The following is a 24,284-nucleotide window of genomic DNA, read 5'->3' as shown; positions in this document are numbered from 1 at the left end:
CTTGCCCGGCGGGAGAGATCGACCTGCGCTGACGGCGTCTCATTTAGGGTGTCCGGTGATCTGTGCGTTGAGCGGGGGCTTACCGTACGCTCCAGGCATGAGTGAACGCGTCGGCTACGCGAGATGCAGTCTGGACAAGCAAGACCTCACCGCCCAGCGCGAGATCCTGCTCAGCCTGGACGTCCCGGAGGACCGGATCTACCTGGACCACGGACTGACCGGAACCAACCGCGACCGGCCCGGCCTGGCCCAGGCCCTCGCGGCGGTCCGCGCCGGCGACACCCTCGTCGTCCCGAAGCTCGACCGCCTCGCGCGTTCGGTGCCCGACGCCCGCGACATCGGCGACTCGCTCACCGCCCGCGGCGTCAAGCTCTCGCTCGGCGGCACCCTCTACGACCCCGCCGACCCGATGGGCAAGATGTTCTTCAACATCCTGGCCACCTTCGCCGAGTTCGAGGTCGACCTCCTGCGCATGCGCACCCGCGAGGGCATGGCGGTGGCGCGGGCCAAGGGCAAGCTCAAGGGGAAGCAGCCCAAGCTCAGCGCCCGCCAGCAGACCCACCTGGTCCAGCAGCACCAGTCCGGCGAGCACACCATTGCCGACCTGGCCGAGCTCTTCTCCGTCAGCCGCGCCACCGTCTACCGCGTCCTTGAACGCCACCAGAACGCATCCGCGCCTTCGACCACCGGCGGGCAGTGACGTGCTTCCCTACGTCTACAGGGTCACCAAGTACGACCCCGCCGACCGCAATCAGTACGGCCACTACACCGGCGCCGAGCCCGCGACCAGCGACCACGGACCGGTCGAAGCCGCCTACCTACAGGCTATCGCCGCCTTCGCCGAGGACACCGGCGTCGACAAGCTGGCCATTCGCGAGCCGCAACTCGGCGGCTTCGTCCACTTCGGCCTGGAGCCACCGGTCGACGGCTACGGCCTGGCCGGCCTTTTCCCCGCCGGCCCCGCCGGGTTTCACGACGGCGCACTGGTGCCGATCGGTGTCGGCCTGGAACTGGTCCGGGCCATGCTCCGCGACAACGGCGCCTGGTGCCGTCTGGAGGCGGAGGGAGCGTTCACGGTGCACGTCGGCTGGGACCAGTACCTCTACCTCGGCAGCAGTCGGCCCTGCGAAGGCGCGCTGACCCGCACCCGAGCGCTCGGCCTGTTCCCAGAACGCCTGGAGAGGTCGCCGTACGACTTCGCCCCCGACGATCCCGCGTACGTGCAGCGGCCGGCCGACGCCGACTTCTGGGCCCGCCTGCACTGGACCGTCAGCGCCCACCGCGCCGTGTTCCTTGAGGAAGTCTTCGCCACCAACGCCTCCCGGTGGCACCGCCTGACCCGCGACTCCATCGAGACCGTGCGCTCCCAGTTGGCCCCACGCTCCCAGTTGGCGGTCTGGCCGGACCTGCTCACCGACGTCGACACGGCCGTGGCCGCTCTGCCCGACGAAGGCCTGGTGGAGGTCGTCTGGGAGGACAAGGACGGACAGATCACGAGCACGGTCGTGGACGAGACCCAGTTCGAGGCAGTGACCTCCCAGCTCGCTGGCGCGCGTGCTGCCGGCGTCGTATCCATGTATGCCGGTGAAGATCTCCCCCTGTTCACCGCTGTACTGCCGGACAGCGACGGTGTCTTGCGCGCACGCTGGCAGACCGAGCCGACTCCCAGCGACCGCGACTGGGCCTTCCTGAAGACCCTGCGACGCGGCCAGGTCGTCACTGGCACGGTGACGACCATCGCAAGCTTTGGCGTCACCTTCGTGGACATCGGCGGCTTCACCGCGATGATCAACATTCCGGAGCTGTCCTGGCGGTACATCAACCACCCGTCCGACGTCGTCAGCGTCGGCCAGGAGATCACCGCCGAAGTCCTCGACGTCGACATGGTGCGGGAGCGTGTGCCGCTATCGCTGAAGGCACTGCAGCCGGATCCGATGCTGGATCTCGCGCGGCAGGTCGGTCAGATCGTCACCGGCCCCGTCACGAAACTCGTCCCGTTCGGCGCCTTCGTCCGTATCGAGGACTCCGAGGACGGTTTCGAGGGCCTGGTCCACAACACCGAACTGGCCGACGAGCTCGTGGAAAGGCCCGAAGACGTCGTTCAGGTCGGTGAAGCACTCGCTGTCAAGATCCTCGAAGTCGACCCCACCCTGCGCCAGATCGCACTGTCACACAAGCAGGCGCTCGCCGTCGCCCCGGAGAGGCACCGTCACCCCTGACGAGGAAGTCGACTCGATACAGCCCCATAGCGGGCGTGCAGAGGACTGCAGACATCAGTGCAGACGACTACGGAATCCGACACCGGAGACGCCGGAGATCCCTGATCGGTTCGCACAACTCGTTCTCACTCAAAAGCGGGCCACACCCCCCTCTGAGAACTGCATGGTGCAAAGATCCGGGGCCATGACGGGCCCTCAAGAGCCTTCGCCGTCCGACGCGCTCCAACGGCCAAGGAACCGCGGGGTGTGTTCTCAGGTGAGCAGGCCCAGGCCGCTGTACCAGAGCGGGCCGGGGTTGAGCCGGTCGCCGTGGAGTTTCATCATCTCGTTGAAGAACTCCAGCGGGGTCGGTTGACCCGCGAGAAGGCGGATCGCGTCCCGCAGGTACTGGCGGGTCTCGTCCAGGATCTTCGGGTCGTCGGGCAGGTCTTTGTTCTTGTGGCCGGCGACCACATGGCGCGGGTTGAGTGCAGCGACCTTGTCGATGCCGTCGAGCCAGGCGTGGAGGCCGCCGTTGCCGCCTTCGAGCATCATCTGGTGTACGCCGTTGTAGACGACATCCCCGGCGACGACGAGACCGATCGATGGCACGTGCAGGACGCTGGAGTCGTCCGTATCGGTGTGGCCGGTCTCCACCGCATACAGGTCCTGGCCCTCCAGGCGGAAGCCCTCGGGTGGTACGGGGACGGCGAGGACCGGGGTGTTCTCGGGGACTCCGGAGAAGGTCTTCGCGAATCCGTCCTCCTTACCCTTGAGCTGCTCGTGCATCTGCCGGATGGTGCCCTCGGTGGCGTACACGACGGTGCCGTCGTCGCCGAACCGCTCCAGCAACGTCGCCGTGCCGAACCAGTGATCGGGGTGACCGTGGGTGATGAACACGGACGTGAGCCGCTTACCGGAACGCCCAAGGCCCTCCGCTACCTGCGCGATCTGTCCGTGGGTCAGCGGCGGGTCCACCAGGACGGCGTCCCGTTCCCCGTAGATCAGAGTGGATGAGACGGGTGAGGAAACGATCGCGTCGCCGTTCGGCATCCGCAGATCGAACTCTCTGGGAACGCCGTCGGCGACCAGGACGTCGTAGGCCAGGGAAACAGACTCAGGCATTCTCAGCACTTCTCTCGATAGACGATCTTGCCATGCCGGAAGGAAAACACTGTCGTCATTTCGTTTGCAGCGCCCGTCAGTAGGCGATGGACACAACGGTTGAGGCTGGATCGGTGGCGCCTCCACCTGCGGGTCTTCCTCCACCGCGCCGTAGCGTTCGGCGCCTACTGGGGGACACTCTTACCGAAGGGCTGCTCACGCGCTACCGCCGAACGGGAGGTCAGAATCGTAGGGGCCGGGCGGGATGTGGAGGGTGGGTGGTGGTGTCGTAGTCGCCGAAGCGCAGGACGTTGTCGCGGCGGTGGGGGCCGATGACGGCGAGGTCCTGTGTGCGGATGGTCCAGCCCTCGCGTGCCATCTGGCGCAGGGTGTCGGTGTCGACGGTGGTGGAGAAGATCACCGAACTGGCCACCAGGTCGAGGAACTTGACAGCTTTCTCCTGGAGTTCTGGGTCCCGGCTGCGGAGATAGCCGTGGGAGTCGAAGTGCAGCCACTTGGTGTACCCGTTGTACGCCTCGGCCCTGTTCGTGGCCCGGCTGATCTGAGAGGCGGTCGCCCGGGTCCTCAGGTGTCACGGCCCAACCCGCACCCGTGGCCCTGCGCGCGGGACCAGGCTCCGCGAGCCTGGAGCGCCGACAGCGGTCGCCTGCCTCACGGCCGTGGTCTCGATCGCGCTGGGGATGCTGGGCGGCCCGGTGATCGAAGTCCTCGACAGTCCACTCGCTCGCCGAGCCCCCCACTCACTACTAATATTGTTAGTGGTAACGTGTCGATCGCTTCAGTGAGGCCGCGCCCTCCCCGTGCCCCGCGGGCTGCAACAGGAAGACGGGGAGGCGCACGGCGAAAGGAGCACCGACAGGGGCTCTTGCGTCATCCCCACGCAAGGGCCTGCGGCGACCTGCCGCGCCGTCGCTCCTCTCCTTGAAACGCGAGGGTGACCGCGAGGGCAGTCTCCTGCGTATTGGGGGACATCTGAGGTCGCTTACGCCGAGACCGCCGCGTTCCAGCAGGCGGGGTCGCGTAGGCCGGACTCCGGTAGTCGGTCTTCGCGGCCGGAGCTGAGGTCCGAGTTCAGGATCAGCAGCAGGCTGAGACGACCTGCGGTTTTCAGCACACGGAGTGATGTTGGTCATGCTTCGAGGTGAGCAGGGAACCAAGCGAGGCGTCACTCGCTTGCCAGAGCAGTAGAAGGTGTAACGGCAGAGACAGCCGAGACACACGAGCCGCCGCCGTTGCGTACGGCGGCTGATAAACCGGGGGGTCACTGTCATGCACCTACCGCGCCTGCGTCTGAGCGACGTCCGTAGGCCGCTTCTGCCTCGCACCCGCGCGGGGCAGCGGCGGGCCGTGCAGACGGTGACGCTTCTGTGCGTGCTGGCGCTGCTGCCCGCGACGTGGATGTTCACAGTGGCGGACGGCCGGCTGCGGACGACGGCCGACGTCCCGCGCACCGATGTGGCCGTAGTCTTCGGCGCGGGCCTGATGGGGAACGGCGAGCCGTCGATATACCTCGCCAACCGCCTCGACGCGGCGGCGGAGTTGTACCGCGAGGGACGCGTCGACGTGGTTCTGGTCACCGGCGACAACAGCAGCCACTCCTACGACGAGCCACAGGCCATGCGCACCTACCTCACCCATAGCGGCGTGCCCGACGCCCGGATCGTCAGTGACTACGCAGGCTTCGACACCTGGGACTCCTGCGTGCGCGCCAAGAAGATCTTCGGCGTCGACCGCGCGATTCTCGTGAGCCAGGGCTTCCACATCCGGCGGGCGGTCGCCCTGTGTCAGGAGGCGGGTATCGACTCGTACGGCGTCAGTGCGGTCGACCACCAGGACGCGCTCTGGTATTACGGCACCGCACGCGAACTATTCGCCGCAGGCAAGGCAGCCGTGGACGCCCTGTTTGAGCCGGAACCCCAGTTCCTCGGGCCGAAGGAACCGGGGGTGGCGCGGGCGCTGGCCGGTGGCCGGTGATCAGGCGTCGGCTATCGAGACCCCTCCGGAGCCAGGGCCGCGCACCCTGACGACGGGGGTGCAGCCCGCGCGGCCCCAGACTCTGCCACGCGGCGGCCTCAGCTACTGCGAGGCTTCATCCTCGAACAGGATCCACCCATTCCAGGCCGCCTCGGCGCTCTTACCTGCGGCCACACCCTGGGCCCACGCCCGGATGATGCGCCGTCATGACGGGGCCACCCCGCGGATACTGCGGGACGGCCGCGGCGGCGGTCCGGCGGGCAAAAGGTGCTGATCGGTTTCTTCCGCTCCGGATCGTGTCGTTCAAGAACCACCCGATCTCCTCCTGCGAGCCTGGCGGGTGTGCGTGACCTGGATCACTTCGGCGGGCTGCCACCGCTTCGTCCGCCGGGCCGACCGGGCCGCGTGCATGTCCCAGCCAGGCACATCGCAGGAGGCAGTCATGGTCAAGACCCCGGACAAGACGCTCAGCGGCAAGGTCGCCTTCGTCGGCGGCGCGTCCCGCAATCTGGGCGGGCTGATCAGCACCACACTCGGCGCCGAGGGCGCGCTGGTCGCCGTGCACTACAACAGCGACTCCTCCCGGGCCAAGGCCGAGGCAGTCGTGGACGAGATCAACGCGGGACCGGGCCAGGCGTTCGCGATCCAGGCCGACCTGACCCGGGTCGCCGAGGTCGAGCGGGTCTTCGACGAGGTCGTGAGGCGGTTCGGGAAGCTGAACTACAGCATCAACACCGCCGGCATGGTCCTGAAGAAGCCGCTCACCGAGATCACCGAGGATGAGTACGACCGCATGTTCGCGGTCAACTCCAAGGCCGCGTTCTTCGTGATGCGCGAGGCCGCACGCCGGATCGAGGACGGCGGGAAGATCATCACGATCGTCACCTCGCTGCTGGCCGCGTACACCGGCCTGTACTCCTCGTACGCGGGCAGCAAGGCCCCCGTCGAGCACTTCACCCGAGCCCTGTCGAAGGAGCTGTTCGGCCGTAACATCTCGGTCAACAACATCGCTCCGGGACCGATGGACACCCCGTTCTTCTACCCCGCCGAGGACGACGACTCCGTCGCCTACCACAAGTCCTCCGCCATGAACGGCGACCTCACCAAGGTCGAGGACATCGTCCCGTGGATCCGTCACATGCTCACCGACGGCTGGTGGGCCAACGGCCAGACCCTCTTCCTCAACGGCGGCTACACCACCCGCTGATCCCCGCGCCTGGGACCCGGCGGGTCGCGCCGCAACCGTGGAGGCCTTCCACCTGTGGTTCCTCGCCCATAGCGAGGTGCCCGACGCGCAGATGACGACGGTCGGCGACTCGTGCACCTGGTCGACGTCGTCACCGGATCGGCCGCCATCGTCACTGCGCACGACGGCGGTTGGCGGGTGCCGAGGGCGGCCGGGTGAAGTTGTGGGAGCCCATCGAGAACGGTTGGACGCCTACGACGCGGCCAGCCGGCCGGAGACCTTCACCCTGCACGTCTACGACGGCAGGCCGGGCATCTGCGCCACCCACAGATGCCCGGCCTGCCACTGCCCCGGCCCTGACCGGGCCCGGTCGCCTTCTGCCAGGTCCGACCGGCGGGCTGGGGCGGTTCCCGGATTCCCGTACCCGCTGCATGCAGGCGCCTCTACCGTCCAGCCCGAGTACCGATCACGGGGCCGTGCGGAAGGGGACAGCGTCCACCCGACGACCCTCGACGGCGTGGAACGGGTGTGCAGCCGCCCGATCTTGATCTTGTTGGTCTGCTTCAGCGACACTCGCCTTGTGCTCAGACGCCCTCGCAGGAGGTTCCACGTCCGGCAGTTCCTCGCGTCCCGGACGCGTGCGGGCAGAGACCACGAGATAGATGACGGCGCCGGCGAAGACCACGATCGAGGTCCAGTTGTTCAGCCGGAGCCCGAGGACCTGCTGGGCCTCGTCGACCCGCAGGTACTCGATCCAGAAGCGGCCCACGGTGTAGGCCGCCACGTAGAGAGCGAAGGCACGCCCGTGGCCCAGGCGGAAACGGCGGTCCGCCCAGAGCACCAGAAGCGCGACGCCCACGTTCCAGAGGGACTCGTACAGGAAGGCCGGGTGGTACGTCGCCGCATCGAGGCTGTTCGCGGGCCGGTTCTCGGGGGCGATCTCCAGGCCCCAGGGCAGGGTGGTGGCCCGGCCGTACAGCTCCTGGTTGAACCAGTTGCCCCAGCGCCCGATCGCCTGGGCCAGCGCGAGTCCGGGCGCGATCGCGTCGGCGTAGGCAGGCAGCGGGATGCCGCGTCGGCGGCAGCCGATCCACGCCCCCACGGCGCCAAGCGCGATGGCGCCCCAGATGCCCAGGCCGCCCTCCCAGACGTACAGGGCGCGGATGGGCTCGCCGCCCTCGCCGAAGTACGCAGCCGGGCTGGTGATCACATGGTAGAGGCGGCCGCCGACCAGGCCGAAGGGCACCGCCCAGACGGCGATGTCCCCCACCGTGTGCTTGGCGCCACCATGGGCCACCCAACGCCGGCTCCCGAGCCACACCGCCACGAAGACGCCCAGGATGATGCAGAAGGCGTAGGCCCTCAACGGGATGGGGCCCAGGTAGATCACACCGGTCGGCGGGCTGGGCAGGAAGGCGAGTTGCATGTCGGCAGCATAGGGCGAAGCCGATAAATGAATGCTAAGCAGATTAGTAAAAGTTTGCCGTACTCAAACCCGACAACTCCAAAGACCCGCAGGTCAGCGCGGCGAGGCCGGGACCGGGGAACTGTCCCCTGCAACCGCCGGGACGCCCGGGAGCGACGAAGCAGCCGCACGGCGACTCCGCCGGATCAGCCCGGCCCCGACGCCGGCCAGCGCCAGAGCGCTGAGCAGCGCCTCGGGCCACGGCCCGGCCCGCAGGGCGAGCGTCCGGCCCTCGGAGAGCGGTACACGCCGCACCAAGGAGGCGCTGCGCCAGGTGCCGGCCCGGTCCGTGACCCGCCCGTCCGGGGCGACGATGGCGCTGACCCCGCTCGTCGAGGCCAGCGCGACCGCGCGACCGTATTCGATGGCCCGCAGCCGGGCCATGGCGAGCTGCTGTTCCGACTGGCCGGCTTGCAGACCACGCTCGTAGGTGGCGTTGTTGGTCTGTACGACCAGCAGGTTCGCGCCCGCCTTCACGGTGTCGCGGACTCGCCCGTCGTAGGCGATCTCGTAGCAGATCACGTCCCCGATACGGGTCTCCCCGGCGCGGAGCGGCTCGTACGAAGTGCCGCGGGTGAAGTCGCGCGGGATGAGCTGGAGCGAGCCGAGACCGCCCACGAGGCTCCGGCCGGGGATGTACTCGCCGAACGGTACGAGCTGCCGCTTCGCATAGAAGCCGATCGGCCCTTGTCCGGGCAGCCACAGCTGGCCTGCGTTGTACGAGGTGCCGCCGGGGCCCCGCAGGATGGCGCCGATCAGCAGCGGCCGGTTCAACGCTCGTACCGAATCGGCGACCAGCGCCTCCAGCGCCGGGTCCCGAGCCGGATCGCTGTCCAGCGAGTTCTCCGGCCAGATCACCACATCCGGTCGCTCCACCTCGCCGCGGGCCACCGCTTCGGCCAGTCTGGCCGTCTCACGTGCGTGGTTCTCGGCCACGCCCTGGATCCGGGCCTGCTCTTCCAGCGACCGGGTGCGCGGCACGTTGCCCTGAACCACGGCCACCACGGCACTACGGTCCGATGACATCACGGTGGGCAGCAGCAGCGGCCCTGCCAGCAGAGCCACCGCCCCCGCGCAGACCGCGGCCAGCCTCTTGGGGCGCCTCGAGCCCGCGGCCGACGCGCCGTACAGAGCGAGCATGCCCGCGAGCGCCACGGCGAAGGTGAGCAGTGGCGCACCGCCCACGGCGGCCCAGCCGGCATTCGGTGCGTCGGCCTGGCTGAAGGCGAGCCTGCCCCAGGGGAAGCCGCCGAGCGGTGCCCGGCCGCGCAGCGCCTCCACCGCAACCCACCAGGCGGCGCCGAACAACGGCCAGCCGGGCAGGGCGAGCAGTCGCGGCAGGGGAATGGCGGCGAGACCGAGGATGAGCGCCTGGACCGCGGTCAGTGCGAGCCAGGCCGCGACGCCGAGATTGGCCAGCCAGACGATCAGCGGCCCGAAGAACGCCAGGCCGAAGACGGTGCCGGCCAGGAAGGCCGACCGCTTGGAACGGCCGCGCACCGACAGCGCCAGCAGTGCCGGGCCGAGCGGGGCCAGGAACCACAGACCGGTGGGCGGGAACGCGGCGTAGAGCAGCAGCCCGCCCACGGCTGACATCGGTACGGTGCGCAGGGCCGGGGACGCGCAAGGACTCATGCGGGCAGCGCGCAGGCCTTGGCCGTCCGCAGGCGGCGTACGAGCGCATGGGTCAGCAACGCGATCGACGCGAGGGCGAGCAGCGGCTGGGCGGGTGCCCAGTACGACAGCGCTCCACTCACACCGAGAGCGAGGACGACGAGCTTGTTGCAGATGGGGCACCCCACGGCGAACGCCGACAGCAGGCCCGCGGCCATGGCGCGCGCGGTCCGAGGTCGCTGCGGGGGAACCTCCTCGTCCGATGCCCGGAGGTAGGTGGCGACGAGCAACCCCTCCAGCACGGAGCTGATGAGCCACACCGGGTAGTTCCACCACAGCACCGGAGTCATCCGCGTGTAGAAGGGGTTCGGGATCACGCCGGTGGGAACGCCGATGGCCAGTGCTGCCAGGACTGCGACGAGCACAGCGACGGCCCATCGACGAGCGGGCCACGTACGCATGGGCTGCTCCTCGAGTCTGCTGCCGCCAACCGTGTATGCCCGGCGGGATGGTCATCGTATTCTACGAAGTACTTACGTAGGTATTCAGAGCGGTCAACCAGGAACCATGCCCAGCCGCCATACGTCTACTAAGTCACTTAGGGACACTCCTTATGCAGCACAACGGAGGATGACCGTGCAAGACATCCGGCAGGGGCGCTCGGCGCCCGCCGAACAGCGGCCTCGGCGCCGACGGCTCGGATTGGCGGCGCTCGCGGCTGCCTCGATCGTCACTCTGGCTGCCTGCGCCCAGGGCGCCTCCGGTTCGACGGCCGGCAAGAATCCGGAGGCGCCGACGGCCTCGGCATCCGGCACGCCGGCCGGGACCGGGGAGACGGCCGTCACGGTCTCGCCGGCTGTCGAAGGCAAAGGGGTCATACCGGCAGAGCCGGTGACGGTGAAGGCGACCGGCGGGAAGCTCGAATCCGTGTCCGTGACGTCGGAGGGCGGCAAGGCCCTCGACGGAACGCTGTCCGCCGACGGAATGTCGTGGGTGTCCTCCCACGACACGGAGTACGGCGTCACCTACTCGGTCAAGGCCCGGGTCGCGGGTGACGACGGCAAGAAGTCCGCCCGTGACAGCACCTTCACCACCCTGAGCAAGGAAGAGACGTTCGTCGGCACGTACAACGTCAACAACGGCTCATCCGTGGGTGTCGCGTTGCCGGTGTCGATCGTCTTCAACAAGCCGATCAAGGACAGGGCGGGGGTGGAGCGCGCCCTGAAGGTGACCTCGTCCCCGGCCGTCGAGGGCGCGTGGAGCTGGATGAAGGACCGGGACGGGAAGGACCGGGTCGACTACCGGCCCCAGGAGTACTGGAAGCCGGGAACCAAAGTCACGCTGGGAATGAACCTGGCCGGTGTGAAGTCCGGCGATGTGATCGGCACGCAGAACCGCCAGATCGACTTCACCATCGGCAAGGCGGTCGTGAGCACCGTCGACGTCACCAAGAAGACGATGACCGTCTCCGAGAACGGCAAGGTCCTGCGCACGCTCCCGGTCTCCACGGGCAAGGAGACCTTCGAGACCTGGAACGGCACGATGGTCGTCCTGAGCAAGGTCCCCAGCATCCGGATGGACTCCTCCACCGTCGGTATCTTCGGCCCCGAGGCGTACAACTTGGGTGACGTCAAGTGGGACGTTCAGCTGTCCATCTCGGGCACCTACGCGCACGCGGCGCCCTGGAATGAAGGCAAGTTCGGCCGGGTCAACGCCAGCCACGGCTGCATCGGCATGAGCACCGAAGACGCCAAGTGGTTCTACGACCAGGTGAACTTCGGCGATCCCGTCACGGTCGTCAACTCCACGGACACGTTGGCGGTGAACAACGGCTACGGTGCCTGGAACGTCGACTGGGCCACCTGGCAAAAGGGCAGCGCACTGACGTGATGCCGGCCGTCGGCCAGTGCTCCGAGTCATAGATGTGAGGGGATCCACCGGGGGCGCGCCCCCGGTGGATCCCCTCACATCGTCCGCGCTCTGGCGTGTCAGGCAGCCCGGATTCCTCCCGGAACCTGACCCGGCAGGGGTAGGGACGGCGCCTGCCTGCCTCAGCAGTGCTCGGGCGTGCTGCCGCCTCGAAGCGACTCGTCCAGGCAATAGTCGGTGCGGCTGTCGGGGTGGGCGTGGTCGTAGGCGATCGCGGTGGAGACGGCGAGCACGGCCACGCGGCGGTCCGACTGGACCAGCGTCACGCGTACCGGGTCGCCGGAGCCGGACGTCAGGACGTACTCGTGCAGGTTCTCGCCGTGTGACTGCCGGGGTGCCGGCGACCTGGTCTCGTGCCAGCCGCAGGCCCGGAGCCGCGAGGTGATCGACGTTGCCGCGGCCGATGCCGCGGAGGGATCCGGGAACGCGGCGATGCGGTGCTGAGCGGTCGCCCGTCCCTGCCCCGAGTACGTACGCGCGATCTGCGCCGAGGTCCCCAGTGACTCGGACCACCGTACGTGGCACCCGGGACCTGGATCGGGCAGCGGCGGGGCCTCGGCACCGTCGAGCCTCGTGGTGCGCCAGTGGTACGTGCTGTTCCAGGGCAGGGCCGACTGAGGCAGCAGCGCCTTCTCGGTGAGCCGCCCGTCCCCCTCCGGAGGAGGAAGCACCGCGACGGCGGAGACCAGCGCAGGTGACGCGGGAACGGCCACCACCGGGCTGTCACCTCGTGTGCCGGGCACCAGCCCCCAGACTCCGGCGGCCAGCACGGCGGTGGAGATCACTGCTGCGGCTCCTGTTCGCCGCCGCACGCGGCGTCGATGGGCGCGCCCTCGTACGGCATCCGGATCCGTGTCGATGACGACCCGCTGCTCGGCGTCGTCTACGAAGCTGCGCAGCGTCTCGTCGAGGCGGAGATCGCCGGACGCCCCGGGCGGGGCGGAGGGCCGGTTGTCGCGGCCTGGGATGTCGGTCATACGGGGGCACCTCCTCGGGCCGCCTCTTCCTGCTGTGCGGTGGAGCGTATCGGGCAGCGTGGCTTCGGCGCGGATGCGGCGTCCTCAAGGTGGGTGCTGAGAGCTCTTCGGGCTCGCACGAGCCGGGTGCGTACGGCGGCGCTGGTCGAGCCGGTCTCCCGGGCGACCTCCTCCACCGGCAGGTCCAGAAGATGGTGCAGTACGACCGCGCGCCGCTGCTCCGGCTTCAGCTTGCGCAAGGCGGCGACGAGGGCGACGTGGTCCGGTGCCAGCTCCGGCAGGTCGGCGGGCGGGCCGTGCCTGAAGTGGGCACGGATGCGGTTGCGCGATTTACGCCAGGTACTGACCGCCAGCCGCATGGCGACAGTCCGGATCCACGGGGTCGGATCTCCGTCCGCGACCAGGCGGTCCCACCTCAACCAGGCCCTGGCGAATGCCTCCTGTACCGCGTCCTCGGCCTCGGCCGCGTCGCCCGTCACGGCGTAGACGACCGCGACGAGCCGACGCACATGGGTCGTGTAGAACTGGTCAAAGTCGGTCACGGCCGCCGACCTTCGTACGGCGGAACCGGCGCAGCAGTGGGTCTGCGAGCTCCTCGACTTCGGCGATGTGCAGCGGGCGGGCGAACAGGAGCAGCGACAGGGCGACCGCCGCCCCGCCGAGCCCCAGCCCCGCCAGGTCGCCGGCCGGTCCGTCGCCGAATGCGGCCGTGGACCAGCGCGCGATCGCGTACGCGGCGCCGGCTCCCGGGAGGCAGGCGGCGGCCAGCTTCAGGTGCATGCCGAGGACACGCCCTGCCTCAAGTCCCCCGGCATTGCCCGAGCGCCGTAGCCGCCGGTTCAGTAAGTACGCGGTGCAGATCAGGCCCGTCGTGCAGGCGACGGCGTACGCGCCGGCCATCCCCGCCACGGCCCAACGGGCCGGCAGGATCGCGTACGCCGCTGCCGAGAGCCCGGCGTTGGTCCCCGCGATCACCAGCGTCAGGAAGAACGGCGTGCGGGTGTCACCGAGTGCGTAGAAGCCCCGGGACAGTACGTATTGGGCGGAGAACGCCAGCAGACCTGGTGCGAACGCCATGAGGACCCAGGCGATGGCTCGGGTGTCCTCCTCGGTGGCCTGCGCGTACTGGTAGGCGACTCCGGTGAGCTGTGGCGCGAGGACCAGGAAGGCGACGGCCGCGGGGACGATCGCTACGGCCGAGGTGCGCAGCCCTCGCGAGAGATCGTCGCCGAGCCGTCCGAGTTCGCCGTCCGCCGCCGCCCGGCTCATCCTCGGTAGCAGCGCGGTGACCAGGGAGACCGTGATGATCCCCTGCGGCACCACCCACAGCTGATATGCGCTGCTGTAGGCGGTGTAGCCGACACCGGCGGTGACGCCCTCGGCGTCGGCCTGTACGCCCGCGGTGGTGGAGAGCCGGGTCACCACCCAGTACGCGATCTGGTTGGCGAGCACCAGCAGCAGGGTCCACACTGCGGCCCGCAGCGGACGGGCCAGGCCCGAGTCCCGCCAGTCGAACCGGGGCCGCCAGCGGAACCCCGCCGCGCGCAGGGAGGGGATCAGCGCCAGCGCCTGGACGGCGATCCCCGCCGTGCTGCCGACTCCGAGCAGCACCGTCTGGCCGGTGGTGACCTGGCCGGCCGATACCGCGTCGGCGGCGACCGCGAGATACAGGCCGAAGACGGCGATGACCGCCACGTTGTTCAGTACGGGGGTCCACATCATCGCGCCGAAGCGGTCGCGGGAGTTGAGGACCTGCCCCAGCAGAGTGAACACGCCGTAGAAGAGGATCTGCGGCAGACAGAAGCGGGCCAGCGCCACGGTCAGGTCCCGCTGCGCGCCTGAGTAGTCGGCGTACGCGTCCACGATCCACGGGGCGGCAAGGATCGCGGCGGCGGTGATGCCCGTCAGGGCAAGGACGCAGGCGGTCAGCAGCCGGTCGGTATAGGCCGCCCCGCCGTCTTCGTGCTCCTTGGCCGCGCGCACCAGCTCCGGGACGAAGACCGAGTTGAGCGCCCCGCCGATCAGCAGGATGTAGATGATGTTCGGCACCGTGTTGGCGACGTTGTACGCATCGCCCAGCAGGGCCGTGCCGAGCGCGGCCACGATGACGGCGCCGCGTACGAAACCGGTGAGCCGCGAAGCCAACGAGCCGAGCACCATCACCGCCCCGCCCCGTATCCCCGGAGTCCGGCGCGCGCTGGTCTTCTGCCGATCCGCGGGTGATGCGTTCCCGGTCTCCACTGCCATGGCCGCTGCGGTGTCCCTTCGTCTGCCGTGCCGGATCCGGGGCTGCCGGAAGTTTTCTGTCACAGGGCTGTGGGCCCGTGCGTGAAGGAGATGAGCGGGTAGTTCCGCCGCCCTCCTGGAGGAGGGGCACCACCCACGTCGAGGAGACCGCCGCAGTGACTGTCATGATGCAGACGTCCGAGCCCCATCGAGCGCCCGCTATGCGGACATTGACCGCCGAGCGGTACACCGACTTCGTACGCGGCCGGAGCACCGAAGAAGGTGCCGGGTATGTCAGCTTCCTGCAGTGCCCCTCGTGGGCCGTGGTGAAGGAAGGATGGAAGTCCGAGCACCTGGGCTGGTTCGACGGCGAGGGGCGGCAGGAAGGCGCCGCCCTGGTGCTGTACCGCCAGCTCCCCGGAGTGCGCCGGTACTTCGCGTACATACCGGAGGGTCCGGTGATGGACTGGGGCGCACCGGATCTCGGCGAACGGCTCGGGATCCTCCTGGATCATCTGCGGGCAGCGGGAGCCTTCGCCGTACGGATGGGCCCTCCCCTGGCGTATCGCACCTGGTCCGGCGGGACCCTGAAGGGTGCCGTGGGGGCGGGCCGCCGGGTGGGCGACGTACTGCCGGACCTGGTGGATCCGCTGGGCGCATCGGTCGCGGACCGGCTGCGGGCCGGCGGCTGGCAGCGCTGCGGGGAGGACGGTCAGGGCGGCGGCGACGCACAACCACGGTACCTCTTCGGGGTACCGCTTGCGGGCCGGAGTCTGGACGACGTGTGGTCGGGGCTGAACCAGGAGTGGCGCCGCAACATCAAGAAGGCCACGAAGGCCGGAGTGGAAACGGCCATCGGCGACGCGAGCTGCCTGAGCGACTTCCACGCCCTGCTGCGGCTCACCGAGCAGCGCGACGGTTTCCGGCTGGGGCGGTCCCTGGAGTACTTCCAGCGCCAGTACCGGGCACTGAACGAGGAGGAGACGGGGCGGATGCGTCTGTACGTGGCCCGGCACGAGGACGAGATACTCGTGGCCCACACCGTGATCAACCTGGGCCGGCGTGCCTGGTACCTGACCGGCGCCTCGGCGGACCACGGCCGCGAAGTGCGCCCGAGCAACGCGCTGCAGTGGCGGATCATCCGGGATGTGCACGCGGCGGGCGCCGCGGTCTACGACATGCGCGGAGTGCCGGACACCCTTGATCCGCAGGACCGGGCGTTCGGTCTGATGCGCTGGAAGCTCGGTACCGGTGGCCAGGTGGCGGAGACGCTGGGTGAGTGGGAAATGCCGCTTCAGGGAGCGGTGAACAGGACCCTGCACCGCGCCATGCAGGCGTATCTGTCCCGGCGCTGAGCGGGATGGGTACCGCGCGGCGGCTGGGCCTCGGCCGATTCGCATGCCGACAGACTAAACTAATCTACGAAATACTTTAGTAATCATGATGCACCGCGCAGCCGGTATGCCACGAGCGGCATACCGGGGGGTCAGCCGTCGGTCCAGCCATGCACGCGGTGCAGGGCGCCGGCCTCGTCCTTGTCGCACCAGTCCAGTCCGAGACGTCGGCCACGCAGCTCGAAGACGCCTGCGGACCAATCCCGAAGCTCCTCATCGATCGCCTCGACCGGAATGATGTCGTCATCGGGTCCGATCCCCGCCTGCTGCGGGCCGACAGGCGACAGAGCCCACTCGGGAAGCTCGCGTGGGTCCACCCAGCGCCTTCGCCAGAACGGCCCTTCCAACGTCCACCACGTGACCACACGGATCACCAGTACGCCGACCACCTCTTCGCCCTCCCGCACGTGAGCCGCGGCATGGCGATACGGATCGAGTCGGGGATCGGTCCGCGGCTCCGGCCGCACACGTCCGAACACGGCCTTCAGCCCATCGACTGTACGGTCGGGTCGTTGCCCTTCCGGCCCGACCGGGCGACCGCGACGAGGAGCACGGCGGCCATTGCGTACAGGGCGATGGCCGCGGGGGTCTTCCCGGTGGCGTCCGTTTCGGCAGGCGGCAGACAGATGGGGCGGCTCTCCGTGATCGTGCGCCGGGAATCCCGTTGGACATGCTCCAGGACCGGCACCAGGGCGGCGGCCAGCACCAGGGCTCCGCCCATCGCGGCGGGCAGGCCGGTGGTTCGCGTAATGCCCCATCCGGAACTCCTCGTAATTGGCCACGGGGATGACGGAGCGCCACCTCGGTACCCATGGGGACGGGGGCTTGGATCACTCGCCCCCTACGGCCCCAAGGCCTTCCGGGCGGCTCGATAGCCGACCGTCGTTCGGCTGGCCAGGACGGCCAGGGTGGCTGCAGGCCAGTGCGCAGACCGCCGGAGGCACCCTTGGCCAGGGACTTAGTAGATTCGTAGACGAGGCGGCAATCCGATCCCCAGAATCGAGAGGGTCGGACAGCGATCAGCCGATGGCCGACGTGCAGCCGACGAGAAGAGGGATGAGCGGGACCATCAGAGCTCCTGCGGCGGCAAATCCTCGGAGCGCCACGTGCGGACTCCGCTGCGGCGCCAGCACACGCTGCAGACGGACCAGGGCAGTGGGACCCCCGGCCGCGAACGCTCCGACGGGCGCCCCACCGGCAGCCATCTCGTACAGCGCAGTGGCAAGCACCTCACGGGGATGACGGCGCAGCGCCCGGTCGTCGGCGATCATCTCCAAGAGGATCGCCGTCTGCTCCTTGGCGTGCCGGGCCAGCGGCAAGCGGCGAAACAGCCGCGCGAAGGCTTCGGCCGCAGCGCGGGGCAGGTGATGACGGCCTGCGACGTGTGCCCGCTCGTGCTCCAGTACGGCATCGAGCTGCTCGGCGGACAGCAGCCGCAGGGCACCCTCACTGACCACGACGCGCGGGCTGCGGCCGGGCAGGCAGTACGCGGCGGGCAGATCGTGTTCGAGCACGGTGGCGCGCAGGCGCGTAGAGCGCCGGCCGACGATATCCAGAAGACGCCGGTGTCGTAAACGGGCCCGCCTCGCGCACACGACCTCGAAGGCGAAGAAACCCAGCAGAAGCAGAGCCACCGAGGCCGGGAGTGCGATGGCCAGCCCGTCGGCCGTGTCGGCACTGGGTGTGGCCGAGCCGGATCCCAGCCCGCAGGAGTGGAGAAACCCCACCAGTCCGGCGTGCAGGTGCTCAGTGGGCACGGCGAGGTGATACGCGGCAAGCGCGAGCGCGATGGTGAACGAGACGGCCAGGCCGTGCCACACCGCGACGGCCAGAGCGGGTGCCCTGTGCGGCCAGGCACTGCGCAGCATCAGCCGAGGCGCGAGGAACCCCACGGCCGCCGCGTACCCGAGCAGGGCGGGGGCCGCATTCATGCGGTGTCCTGGCGCTTTGCGGCTCGAAGGGCCTTGCGCAGGGCGCTGACCTCGTCGGGGGTCATCTGCTGAACGAAGTGCGCGAGGGCCACGGGGCGGTCCTCGCTGGCCCCGAGGGCGTCTTCCATCAGCGCCGCCGAGTACTGCTCACGGGTACGGACCGGGCTGTACAGCCACGCCCGCCTATCCTTCCCGCGCAGCAGCCAGCCCTTGTTGTAAAGAATGTTGGCCACGGTCATCACGGTGGTGTAGGCGATCTCCCGGTGCTTGTTGATGTCGTCGACGATCTCCCGCACCGTCGCCGGGCGGTTCCATCGCCACAGGCGATCCATGATCTCCGCCTCGAGTTCCCCCAGCCGCCGCATGACTGCTTTCCTCTCCATCAAAGTACGCAAGCCCATAGTAGAACGCTCATCCGGGCGGGGCGGGCTGCTCGCCCCGCGCACGCGGCCACGGGATGCGTCCGTCCCGCTCACTCCGCAAGCTGGAAGTGTCCCGTACCCGACATCGGCAAGGTGTGCCCAGCCACCGACCACGGTGGCTTATGGAGGCGACAAGCGATGACCACATCCGTGAAGGACATGCTGAACACCTACCCGGCCGACCTGGGCGAGGTGAACCAGGAGGCGATGGCCCGGTGCATCGAGGAGTGCATCGCCTGCGCGCAAGCATGTACAGCGTGCGCGGATGCCTGCCTGTCCGAGGGCATGGTGGGCGACCTGACCAAGTGCATCCGCACCGACCTGGACTGCGCCGATATCTGCACAGCCACGGCAGCCGTGATCTCCCGCCACACCGGCTACGACCCCAACATCACCCGCGCGATCCTCACCGCCTGCGCCACCGTGTGCAAATCCTGCGCAGACGAGTGCGAGAGCCACGCCGACATGCACGAACACTGCCGCGTATGCGCCGAGGCCTGCCGCCGATGCGAGGCAGCCTGCAACGATCTGCTGGCCACGCTTGGGTGATCCAAGGCGGACGGCCCTCTCGTCGCGTGTCTCCCCTCGCGTCGTCCCGGGCGAGGCGCCCCACGCCGGGCTGCTCAGCGCGTCCGCGCTGTCGGCCAGACAGTGGGGCGCGGCGTCACCGCCGCCCCGGATGCGACGCGTATCGGGCGGTGCGGGTTTCATCCTCCGGCCGTACCACTGCGCGGCCGGCCGTCGCGCGGGCGATCGTGGCGAACGTCAGACCGGCGAGGAGCCCGAAGACCAGGTGGGCGCCGAGGCTGGAGGCGCTGAATTCATTCCAGTCGAAGACCGGCATGCCCATGTTGGCCGACATGATCCACAGGGCGCCGAAGGTCCACCACACCGCACCGTAGACGAGACCGAGGACGGCGGCGGGCAGGGGGCTCCGGGCGAAGGGGCCGAGCAGCGCGCCGAACCTGACGCCCGCGAACAGCGCGATGGACAGGTGGATCAGCCAACCGGCGAAGGCGTTGGTCGTACCGAGCAGCCCGGCCACCATCGTGATCATCGCAGTGTCCATCACGGGACGGGACACAGACATCCAGATGCCCATCCCCACGCCGCCGACCAGACCCGCCGCGGCCCCCCAGACCGTGTGGTCCGGGAGGGCTGTGCTCGCGTAGGCCCGCAACGCGCTGGTCATTGCATATCGCCGTTTCTGGCTTCGGATTCCCTCGTCCTCAGGACGACGTAAGGAGGCGGGGTGCGCGCGGGTATGAAAAAATGCTTGCGTACCCGCTGGTAGATCGCCCGGCGCCGTGCGGGTCATCGCTCACACCCAGTGTAGGGGTCGGAGTCACCGCCTTTCGGGGTTATCACCAGGCGCCGGACGCAGTGCATCCAGCCGTCCGCGTGGGCGGTGCGCGCCTCGGAGGGCAGGACGCGGTGGGCCAGGCGAGGCAGGGCGCCTTCCGCCGACCGGTTCGAGCATCAAGAACACTCAACACCCCCGAACTACCAAGAGGCCCTGTCCTCATGCCATCACCTCGAGATCATCCGATCCAGAACCCTGCTCGAACCCCAAGCCCGATGATCGGCATGAATCCCGATGATCGATATGAATACGGCCTAATCGTTCGACGGGGCCGTTCGTGTTTGACAGACCCTGGCCCGGCTCCGCAGGCCGTGCCGCTGGTATCGCTGCTGTGATCTCTGACCGGGCACCGGCAGCCATGCGCGAGGTCGCTATTGTCTGGCGGGAATCGGATGCAAGGGGAGGCGTTTCATGGGACGTGGATGGGTGACGAGCAGGCCGGTCGTTCTCGGTGTTGCGGTGGTCGCGGTCGCGGTGATCGGTGTGGGCATGTACCTGTTTCAGCCGTGGAAGCTGTGGCAGAACAAGACCGTGCGGGAGGCCCTGCCTTCCACGGCCGCCACCGCGTCGACCGGGCCGTCCCAGCCGAGCCCGGGTCCGACGCTCACTGCGCCCGCGGGCCCTCAGACGGTCTCTGCGGGGCAGCTGATCAGTCATGAGCACACGACGACGGGCTCGGTGAAGATCGTCCGTCTTGCGGATGGTTCGCACACGCTGCGGCTGGAGAACCTCGACACCAGCAACGGCCCCGACCTGCACGTCTGGCTCACGGATGCGCCAGTGAAGGAAGGCAAGGCGGGCTGGGAGGTCTTCGATGACGGCAAGTACGTCAGTCTGGGCAAGCTCAAGGGCAACAAGGGCGACCAGAACTACGTTCTGCCCGCGGATGTTGACCTCTCGCAGTACACGAGTGTGAGCATCTGGTGCGACCGCTTCAATGTCTCCTTCGGTGCCGCGGCACTCGCGAAGGCCTGACAGCCTGACGACAAGGGGCCCGCCGACGCGAAGGAAGGGTTGTCGAGGGCGAGCCGATAGTGCCGTCGGTCGCCCCCTCGCGGGCGATGGCCGCGCCGGATCGGCCGCGTACAGCTCGGCCTTCGACATGACGGTCCTCAGGCCCGCAGCGCGCGTCGCAGTCGGCGTCCGAGGACCTCGACGGTGAGGCTGAGTGCCAGTGACGCCAGCAGGATGCCGGCGACGACCGGGAAGTCGAAGGCTGCGAGACGTTCGCTGAGGAGTCGGCCCAGGCCTGCGGCGCCGACGACGCCGACGATGGCGGTGTCGCGCACGCAGATCTCGAACCGGTACAGCGTGTAGGTGACAAGGTGATGGGCAGAGGGGGGCCCGACGGCGAGCACGGCCGAGACCGTCGGGGGCAGGCCGGCGTTGCGCAGGGAATCGCGTGGCTGGAGGTCCATGGTCTCCCAGGCTTCGGCGACCAGCCGGCCGAGGATGCCGCCGGTGTAGACGCCCAGTGCCAACGCGCCGGGCAGGACGCCTGGGAAGAGGGCCAGGAGTGCGACGACGGCCCACACCGTCGGGGGCACCGACCGCAGTAACAGGAGCAGTAGCCGGGCCGCCCCCCAGACGCCTGTCCGGGCCACGCCTGCGGGGGCGCGCCGGTCGGCGCGTGGGCGGCTGGCCCAGGGGCCCACGACCAGGGTGATCGTGATCGCCACGAGCATGGCGAGGACGGCCATGCTCACCGTGTCGAGTGCGGCGTCCGCCAGCACCCGCCCACCGCCTGCGGGGAATGCGGGCGGCCAGAGGTCCGTGAGCAGCCGGCTGCCGAGATCCCTGGTGCGAGCCGAGATGATGCCGGCCGGCGATAGGCCCACCCACCACCACGCGGCCGCGACCGCCGGCACCATCATGGCCAGGGACCAGCGGGTCGGGCGGGACAGGCCGCGCGGCGCCCGGCCCGCCTCGCGGGTGCGCTCGCGCCCGACCGACCAATCGGCGCAGGTCACCACCGCGACGTCGCGGCGAACACGATTGCTCCACAGCTCGACCGCCGCCGCCAGCAGCAGCAGCGCGGCGACAAGCGTCCAGACTTCGCTCCAGTTGCGGGACTGCAGACTCACGATCAGTTCGAATCCCAGGCCGCCCACGCCCGCGATCCCCAGCACGACCGCCGACCGCAGCGCACACTCCAGACGGTAGAAGGAGTAGGACAGCAGCAACGGCGCTGTGCGGGGAAGAAGGGCGTAGGCCAGCGCGGAAACCCGGCGGGCACCGATGGCGCGCAGCGCACGCAGCGCCGTGTCGGGCACGGCGTCGAAGGTCTCCCCGAAGACCTGGGCGCTCTGCGCGCCGAAGGGCAGGGCGAGAGCCAGGACGGCGACGAGTGGGTCGAGTCCGAAAATGCTGACGAAGAACAGCGCCCACACCAACTCGTGGACCGAGCGAACCGTCACCAGCAGGCCGCGGAGCAGAAGTCGCCCCGCACGAATGGGCCAAGGCGGCGAACTGCCCCACGCCACGTCGCTGAGGACGAGCCCGCCGATCAGCCCGATGACCAGTGCTCCGGCCGTCCCGAGCAGGGCGAAGGCCAGCGTGGTGGCGGTCGCTTCGAGGACCACGCCCAGGAACTCGGCCTCCAGGGAGGGGCGCAGTGCGGTCGCCGCCAGGTCGTCGAGGAGACGCAGACCGCCTCGGTTGACCAGCGCGCCCCCTGACGGCGCGGCGCGGTGGACGGCCCACACCAGCAGACCGGTGAACGCTGCCAGCCCTGCCAGCCTGCGCAGCGTCACCCGTAGCCCGCTGATGCCCTTTCGATCAGTTCCGGCCGGCGGTGACGGCGAGCGGACTGGTTGGAGCGTCATGCGAGTGCGTACAGGTCGTGCAGTGCGGCATCACTCATGTCGGCCGCGGGACCGTCGAGAACGATGCGGCCGTCGCGCAGACCCACGATGCGGGCACAGTGCTCTTTGGCGAGTGACGGCTGGTGCAGGCTCACCACGAGTGTGCGCACGTGCGACGAGGTGCTGAGCAGGCCGAGGGTTCGTGCCGCGCGGACGGGATCGAGGCTGGAGACGGGCTCGTCGGCTACCACCAGTTCCGGGTCCTGTACCAGGAGGCGGGCGATCGCCACCCGTTGCCGCTCGCCGCCGGAGAGACGTTCGGTGCGCTCGTGGAGCGCCCAGCTCAGGTCGACGCGGGCGAGGGCATCCCGCACGACGTCGAGTGACCGGGGCCAGACCAGTGAGGCCAGGGCACGGGGCGTACTCCATTCACCGAGCCTGCCCACGTTGACGTTGTGCAGCACCCGGACCTGTTCGATCAGGGCTAGGTGTTGGCTCACCGTGCCGATGCGCCGCTGGAGCAGTCGAAGCCGTGAGGCCGACAGGAGCGCCGGGTTCTCGCCGAAGACCTCCACCGTGCCCGTGGTCGGCGTCAGCGATCCGTTGAGCAGTGCCAGCAGCGTGCTCTTCCCGGCGCCGCTGGTACCGAGAACCGCCACACGTTCGCCCGCGTGGACGGTGAGGTCGAGATCGCGCAGCGCCTCGTGCGAGCCGTAGCTGTGCCCGACCCCGCACAGCCGGAGCACGGGCGAGGCGTTCACCGCAGCAGCCCCAGGTCGCGGGCCACATCCTCGATGCGGTCGTAGGCGGAGTTCTCGGTCCGGATGAACGACTGCGCTCCGAAGAGCCGCAGAATCTCCGCGTCCTCGGAATCCCTGGCGTCGAGATCCAGGAGCAGGTCGAGCACCTTCTGCCGGGTGCCGGACCCGAAGGCCTCGTCGAGATCCGGACGCGCCAGCCAGTGGTAGTCGGCATAGCCGGGGGTGCGCCACAACTCCGTCACCCCGCTCAAGTCGATCTCGCCGGCCGCCGCACTCGCCTTCCACACCTGCTCGTTGACGGCCCCGACCTCGAAACTGCCGGTGGCGACCGCCTCGATGGTGGCGTCGTGCGAACCGGAGAAGCCCGGTGCCCCTCGTAGATCGCTCAGCTCAAGTCCCGCCTTCCGCATGAAGAACTGCGGCATGAGCCGACCCGAAGTGGACGTCTCGCTGCCGAAGGTGAGGGTGTGTCCGGCGAGAGACCGCAAACCGTCGATCGCGTCGAACGGCCGCAGACCGGAGTCGGCGCCTGCGATGAACACACTGCGGAAGTCGGCATCGATGTCACGCTGCGCGAGAGCGGTGGCACCGGGAACGCGTGCGCGTGCCTGGACGCCGGTGAGCCCGCCCATCCAGGCCAGGTGGATGTCGCCGATCTCGAAGGCACGCACCACCGCGGTGTAGTCGGTGACGGGCCGGTAGGCCACCGGGAGGCCGGTGGCAGCGGCGAACCGTTCGGCAACCGCCGGGTAGAGCCGGCCCAGGAGTTCGGGGTCCTGGTCGGGGATGGCGGAGAGTCCGAGACGCCGGTCATCCGAACCGCCCGCGCCTCCGCTGCCACAGGCGCTCAGCACCAGCGTCGCACCGGTGCCGAGGAGGAAGGTGCGACGGGTCAACGGGTTCCTGGGCACTGCT

The 24,284-nt window shown here is 69.2% G+C and carries 24 protein-coding genes and 1 pseudogene; 8 read left to right on the top strand and 17 right to left on the bottom strand.

What is annotated here, in order from left to right; genetic code table 11:
- Positions 1–97: 97 nt before the first annotated feature.
- Both AC061S_RS22625 and AC061S_RS22620 read left to right on the top strand, forming a co-directional pair.
- The gene (locus AC061S_RS22625) at positions 98–700 is read left to right on the top strand and encodes a recombinase family protein (RefSeq protein ID WP_478687767.1); all 603 of its coding nucleotides are present in this window, start codon (positions 98–100) and stop codon (positions 698–700) included.
- Between the two features lies 1 nt (position 701).
- Positions 702–2,219 carry a S1 RNA-binding domain-containing protein gene (locus AC061S_RS22620; RefSeq protein ID WP_478687766.1) on the top strand — a complete coding sequence of 506 codons (1,518 nt, stop codon included), beginning with the start codon at positions 702–704 and terminating at the stop codon, positions 2,217–2,219.
- Between the two features lie 252 nt (positions 2,220–2,471).
- Here the strand turns inward: AC061S_RS22620 and AC061S_RS22615 are convergent, their stop codons facing one another.
- Both AC061S_RS22615 and AC061S_RS22610 read right to left on the bottom strand, forming a co-directional pair.
- Positions 2,472–3,323, bottom strand: a complete 852-nt coding sequence (locus AC061S_RS22615; protein WP_478687765.1) for an MBL fold metallo-hydrolase — start codon at positions 3,321–3,323, stop codon at positions 2,472–2,474.
- A gap of 220 nt (positions 3,324–3,543) precedes the next feature.
- On the bottom strand, positions 3,544–3,891 hold the full coding sequence (locus tag AC061S_RS22610; protein WP_478687774.1) for a Tn3 family transposase: 348 nt from the start codon (positions 3,889–3,891) through the stop codon (positions 3,544–3,546).
- A 701-nt stretch (positions 3,892–4,592) separates the two neighbouring features.
- On the opposite strand from AC061S_RS22610, the gene AC061S_RS22605 reads away from it, so the two are divergent.
- Positions 4,593–5,297, top strand: a complete 705-nt coding sequence (locus tag AC061S_RS22605) for a SanA/YdcF family protein (RefSeq protein ID WP_478687764.1) — start codon at positions 4,593–4,595, stop codon at positions 5,295–5,297.
- 9 nt (positions 5,298–5,306) lie between these two features.
- Here AC061S_RS22605 and AC061S_RS22600 read toward each other — a convergent pair.
- Positions 5,307–5,471 (bottom strand): annotated as a pseudogene (locus AC061S_RS22600) (IS630 family transposase); the annotation flags it as partial.
- A gap of 268 nt (positions 5,472–5,739) precedes the next feature.
- Here AC061S_RS22600 and AC061S_RS22595 point away from each other — a divergent pair.
- On the top strand, positions 5,740–6,504 hold the full coding sequence (locus tag AC061S_RS22595; RefSeq protein ID WP_478687763.1) for an SDR family oxidoreductase: 765 nt from the start codon (positions 5,740–5,742) through the stop codon (positions 6,502–6,504).
- A gap of 445 nt (positions 6,505–6,949) precedes the next feature.
- Here the strand turns inward: AC061S_RS22595 and lgt are convergent, their stop codons facing one another.
- The 3 genes from lgt to AC061S_RS22580 form a co-directional block, all read right to left on the bottom strand.
- Positions 6,950–7,909 carry a prolipoprotein diacylglyceryl transferase gene (gene lgt / locus AC061S_RS22590; protein ID WP_478687762.1) on the bottom strand — a complete coding sequence of 320 codons (960 nt, stop codon included), beginning with the start codon at positions 7,907–7,909 and terminating at the stop codon, positions 6,950–6,952.
- A gap of 93 nt (positions 7,910–8,002) precedes the next feature.
- Positions 8,003–9,583, bottom strand: a complete 1,581-nt coding sequence (gene lnt, locus AC061S_RS22585) for an apolipoprotein N-acyltransferase (protein WP_478687761.1) — start codon at positions 9,581–9,583, stop codon at positions 8,003–8,005.
- Entirely contained in the window at positions 9,580–10,023 is a 444-nt protein-coding gene (locus tag AC061S_RS22580; RefSeq protein ID WP_478687760.1) for a hypothetical protein, read from the bottom strand. Before AC061S_RS22580 ends, lnt begins: the two co-directional genes overlap by 4 nt.
- A gap of 175 nt (positions 10,024–10,198) precedes the next feature.
- Between AC061S_RS22580 and AC061S_RS22575 the strand changes: the two genes are divergently transcribed.
- A complete protein-coding gene (locus tag AC061S_RS22575) occupies positions 10,199–11,452 on the top strand; it encodes a L,D-transpeptidase (RefSeq protein ID WP_478687759.1) in 1,254 nt (417 codons plus the stop codon).
- Positions 11,453–11,613: 161 nt separating this feature from the next.
- Here AC061S_RS22575 and AC061S_RS22570 read toward each other — a convergent pair whose 3' ends face one another.
- Genes AC061S_RS22570 through murJ form a run of 3 tightly spaced genes read right to left on the bottom strand, consistent with a single transcriptional unit; the run spans position 11,614 to position 14,715 of the window.
- Positions 11,614–12,468 (bottom strand): hypothetical protein, encoded by an 855-nt coding sequence (locus AC061S_RS22570; protein WP_478687758.1) that lies wholly within the window; start codon positions 12,466–12,468, stop codon positions 11,614–11,616.
- Complete coding sequence (locus AC061S_RS22565) at positions 12,465–13,010, bottom strand: SigE family RNA polymerase sigma factor (RefSeq protein WP_478687757.1); 546 nt, start codon at positions 13,008–13,010, stop codon at positions 12,465–12,467. Before AC061S_RS22565 ends, AC061S_RS22570 begins: the two co-directional genes overlap by 4 nt.
- The gene (murJ, locus tag AC061S_RS22560) at positions 12,997–14,715 is read right to left on the bottom strand and encodes a murein biosynthesis integral membrane protein MurJ (protein ID WP_478687756.1); all 1,719 of its coding nucleotides are present in this window, start codon (positions 14,713–14,715) and stop codon (positions 12,997–12,999) included. The genes AC061S_RS22565 and murJ overlap by 14 nt, the downstream gene beginning before the upstream one ends.
- Before the next feature lie 200 nt (positions 14,716–14,915).
- On the opposite strand from murJ, the gene AC061S_RS22555 reads away from it, so the two are divergent.
- Positions 14,916–16,049, top strand: a complete 1,134-nt coding sequence (locus AC061S_RS22555) for a lipid II:glycine glycyltransferase FemX (RefSeq protein WP_478687755.1) — start codon at positions 14,916–14,918, stop codon at positions 16,047–16,049.
- A 131-nt stretch (positions 16,050–16,180) separates the two neighbouring features.
- Here the strand turns inward: AC061S_RS22555 and AC061S_RS22550 are convergent, their stop codons facing one another.
- The 4 genes from AC061S_RS22550 to AC061S_RS22535 all read right to left on the bottom strand — a co-directional run bounded on the left by AC061S_RS22550 (position 16,181) and on the right by AC061S_RS22535 (position 18,384).
- Positions 16,181–16,567 (bottom strand): hypothetical protein, encoded by a 387-nt coding sequence (locus tag AC061S_RS22550; RefSeq protein ID WP_478687754.1) that lies wholly within the window; start codon positions 16,565–16,567, stop codon positions 16,181–16,183.
- 5 nt (positions 16,568–16,572) lie between these two features.
- Complete coding sequence (locus AC061S_RS22545) at positions 16,573–16,809, bottom strand: hypothetical protein (protein WP_478687753.1); 237 nt, start codon at positions 16,807–16,809, stop codon at positions 16,573–16,575.
- 298 nt (positions 16,810–17,107) lie between these two features.
- On the bottom strand, positions 17,108–18,019 hold the full coding sequence (locus AC061S_RS22540) for a M56 family metallopeptidase (RefSeq protein ID WP_478687752.1): 912 nt from the start codon (positions 18,017–18,019) through the stop codon (positions 17,108–17,110).
- Entirely contained in the window at positions 18,016–18,384 is a 369-nt protein-coding gene (locus AC061S_RS22535) for a BlaI/MecI/CopY family transcriptional regulator (protein WP_478687773.1), read from the bottom strand. The genes AC061S_RS22540 and AC061S_RS22535 overlap by 4 nt, the downstream gene beginning before the upstream one ends.
- 195 nt (positions 18,385–18,579) lie before the next feature.
- Between AC061S_RS22535 and AC061S_RS22530 the strand changes: the two genes are divergently transcribed.
- Positions 18,580–18,990: a four-helix bundle copper-binding protein gene (locus tag AC061S_RS22530; RefSeq protein WP_478687751.1), complete on the top strand. Its 411-nt coding sequence runs from the start codon at positions 18,580–18,582 to the stop codon at positions 18,988–18,990.
- A gap of 115 nt (positions 18,991–19,105) precedes the next feature.
- Here AC061S_RS22530 and AC061S_RS22525 read toward each other — a convergent pair whose 3' ends face one another.
- A complete protein-coding gene (locus tag AC061S_RS22525) occupies positions 19,106–19,633 on the bottom strand; it encodes a hypothetical protein (protein ID WP_478687750.1) in 528 nt (175 codons plus the stop codon).
- A 582-nt stretch (positions 19,634–20,215) separates the two neighbouring features.
- Between AC061S_RS22525 and AC061S_RS22520 the strand changes: the two genes are divergently transcribed.
- On the top strand, positions 20,216–20,779 hold the full coding sequence (locus AC061S_RS22520) for a DM13 domain-containing protein (RefSeq protein ID WP_478687749.1): 564 nt from the start codon (positions 20,216–20,218) through the stop codon (positions 20,777–20,779).
- A 137-nt stretch (positions 20,780–20,916) separates the two neighbouring features.
- Here the strand turns inward: AC061S_RS22520 and AC061S_RS22515 are convergent, their stop codons facing one another.
- The 3 genes from AC061S_RS22515 to AC061S_RS22505 all read right to left on the bottom strand — a co-directional run bounded on the left by AC061S_RS22515 (position 20,917) and on the right by AC061S_RS22505 (position 24,265).
- Positions 20,917–22,557 (bottom strand): PhnE/PtxC family ABC transporter permease, encoded by a 1,641-nt coding sequence (locus tag AC061S_RS22515; RefSeq protein ID WP_478687748.1) that lies wholly within the window; start codon positions 22,555–22,557, stop codon positions 20,917–20,919.
- Positions 22,558–22,625: 68 nt separating this feature from the next.
- A complete protein-coding gene (locus AC061S_RS22510) occupies positions 22,626–23,369 on the bottom strand; it encodes a phosphonate ABC transporter ATP-binding protein (RefSeq protein WP_478687747.1) in 744 nt (247 codons plus the stop codon).
- Positions 23,366–24,265 (bottom strand): putative selenate ABC transporter substrate-binding protein, encoded by a 900-nt coding sequence (locus tag AC061S_RS22505; RefSeq protein WP_478687746.1) that lies wholly within the window; start codon positions 24,263–24,265, stop codon positions 23,366–23,368. Before AC061S_RS22505 ends, AC061S_RS22510 begins: the two co-directional genes overlap by 4 nt.
- Positions 24,266–24,284 lie beyond the last annotated feature (19 nt).

The organism is Streptomyces sp. CA189, from assembly GCF_056428985.1.
This window is presented reverse-complemented; position numbering and strand designations above follow the sequence as displayed.

Bases quoted from the DNA above. Each gene is read 5' to 3' on its own strand.
- AC061S_RS22625 (WP_478687767.1), top strand. From the start codon at position 98: ATGAGTGAACGCGTCGGCTACGCGAGATGCAGTCTGGACAAGCAAGAC.
- AC061S_RS22615 (WP_478687765.1), bottom strand. From the start codon at position 3,323: ATGCCTGAGTCTGTTTCCCTGGCCTACGACGTCCTGGTCGCCGACGGC.
- AC061S_RS22605 (WP_478687764.1), top strand. From the start codon at position 4,593: ATGCACCTACCGCGCCTGCGTCTGAGCGACGTCCGTAGGCCGCTTCTG.
- AC061S_RS22595 (WP_478687763.1), top strand. From the start codon at position 5,740: ATGGTCAAGACCCCGGACAAGACGCTCAGCGGCAAGGTCGCCTTCGTC.
- lgt (WP_478687762.1), bottom strand. From the start codon at position 7,909: ATGCAACTCGCCTTCCTGCCCAGCCCGCCGACCGGTGTGATCTACCTG.
- lnt (WP_478687761.1), bottom strand. From the start codon at position 9,583: ATGAGTCCTTGCGCGTCCCCGGCCCTGCGCACCGTACCGATGTCAGCC.
- AC061S_RS22580 (WP_478687760.1), bottom strand. From the start codon at position 10,023: ATGCGTACGTGGCCCGCTCGTCGATGGGCCGTCGCTGTGCTCGTCGCA.
- AC061S_RS22570 (WP_478687758.1), bottom strand. From the start codon at position 12,468: ATGACCGACATCCCAGGCCGCGACAACCGGCCCTCCGCCCCGCCCGGG.
- murJ (WP_478687756.1), bottom strand. From the start codon at position 14,715: ATGGCAGTGGAGACCGGGAACGCATCACCCGCGGATCGGCAGAAGACC.
- AC061S_RS22555 (WP_478687755.1), top strand. From the start codon at position 14,916: ATGCGGACATTGACCGCCGAGCGGTACACCGACTTCGTACGCGGCCGG.
- AC061S_RS22545 (WP_478687753.1), bottom strand. From the start codon at position 16,809: ATGGGCGGAGCCCTGGTGCTGGCCGCCGCCCTGGTGCCGGTCCTGGAG.
- AC061S_RS22540 (WP_478687752.1), bottom strand. From the start codon at position 18,019: ATGAATGCGGCCCCCGCCCTGCTCGGGTACGCGGCGGCCGTGGGGTTC.
- AC061S_RS22535 (WP_478687773.1), bottom strand. From the start codon at position 18,384: ATGCGGCGGCTGGGGGAACTCGAGGCGGAGATCATGGATCGCCTGTGG.
- AC061S_RS22530 (WP_478687751.1), top strand. From the start codon at position 18,580: ATGACCACATCCGTGAAGGACATGCTGAACACCTACCCGGCCGACCTG.
- AC061S_RS22525 (WP_478687750.1), bottom strand. From the start codon at position 19,633: ATGACCAGCGCGTTGCGGGCCTACGCGAGCACAGCCCTCCCGGACCAC.
- AC061S_RS22520 (WP_478687749.1), top strand. From the start codon at position 20,216: ATGGGACGTGGATGGGTGACGAGCAGGCCGGTCGTTCTCGGTGTTGCG.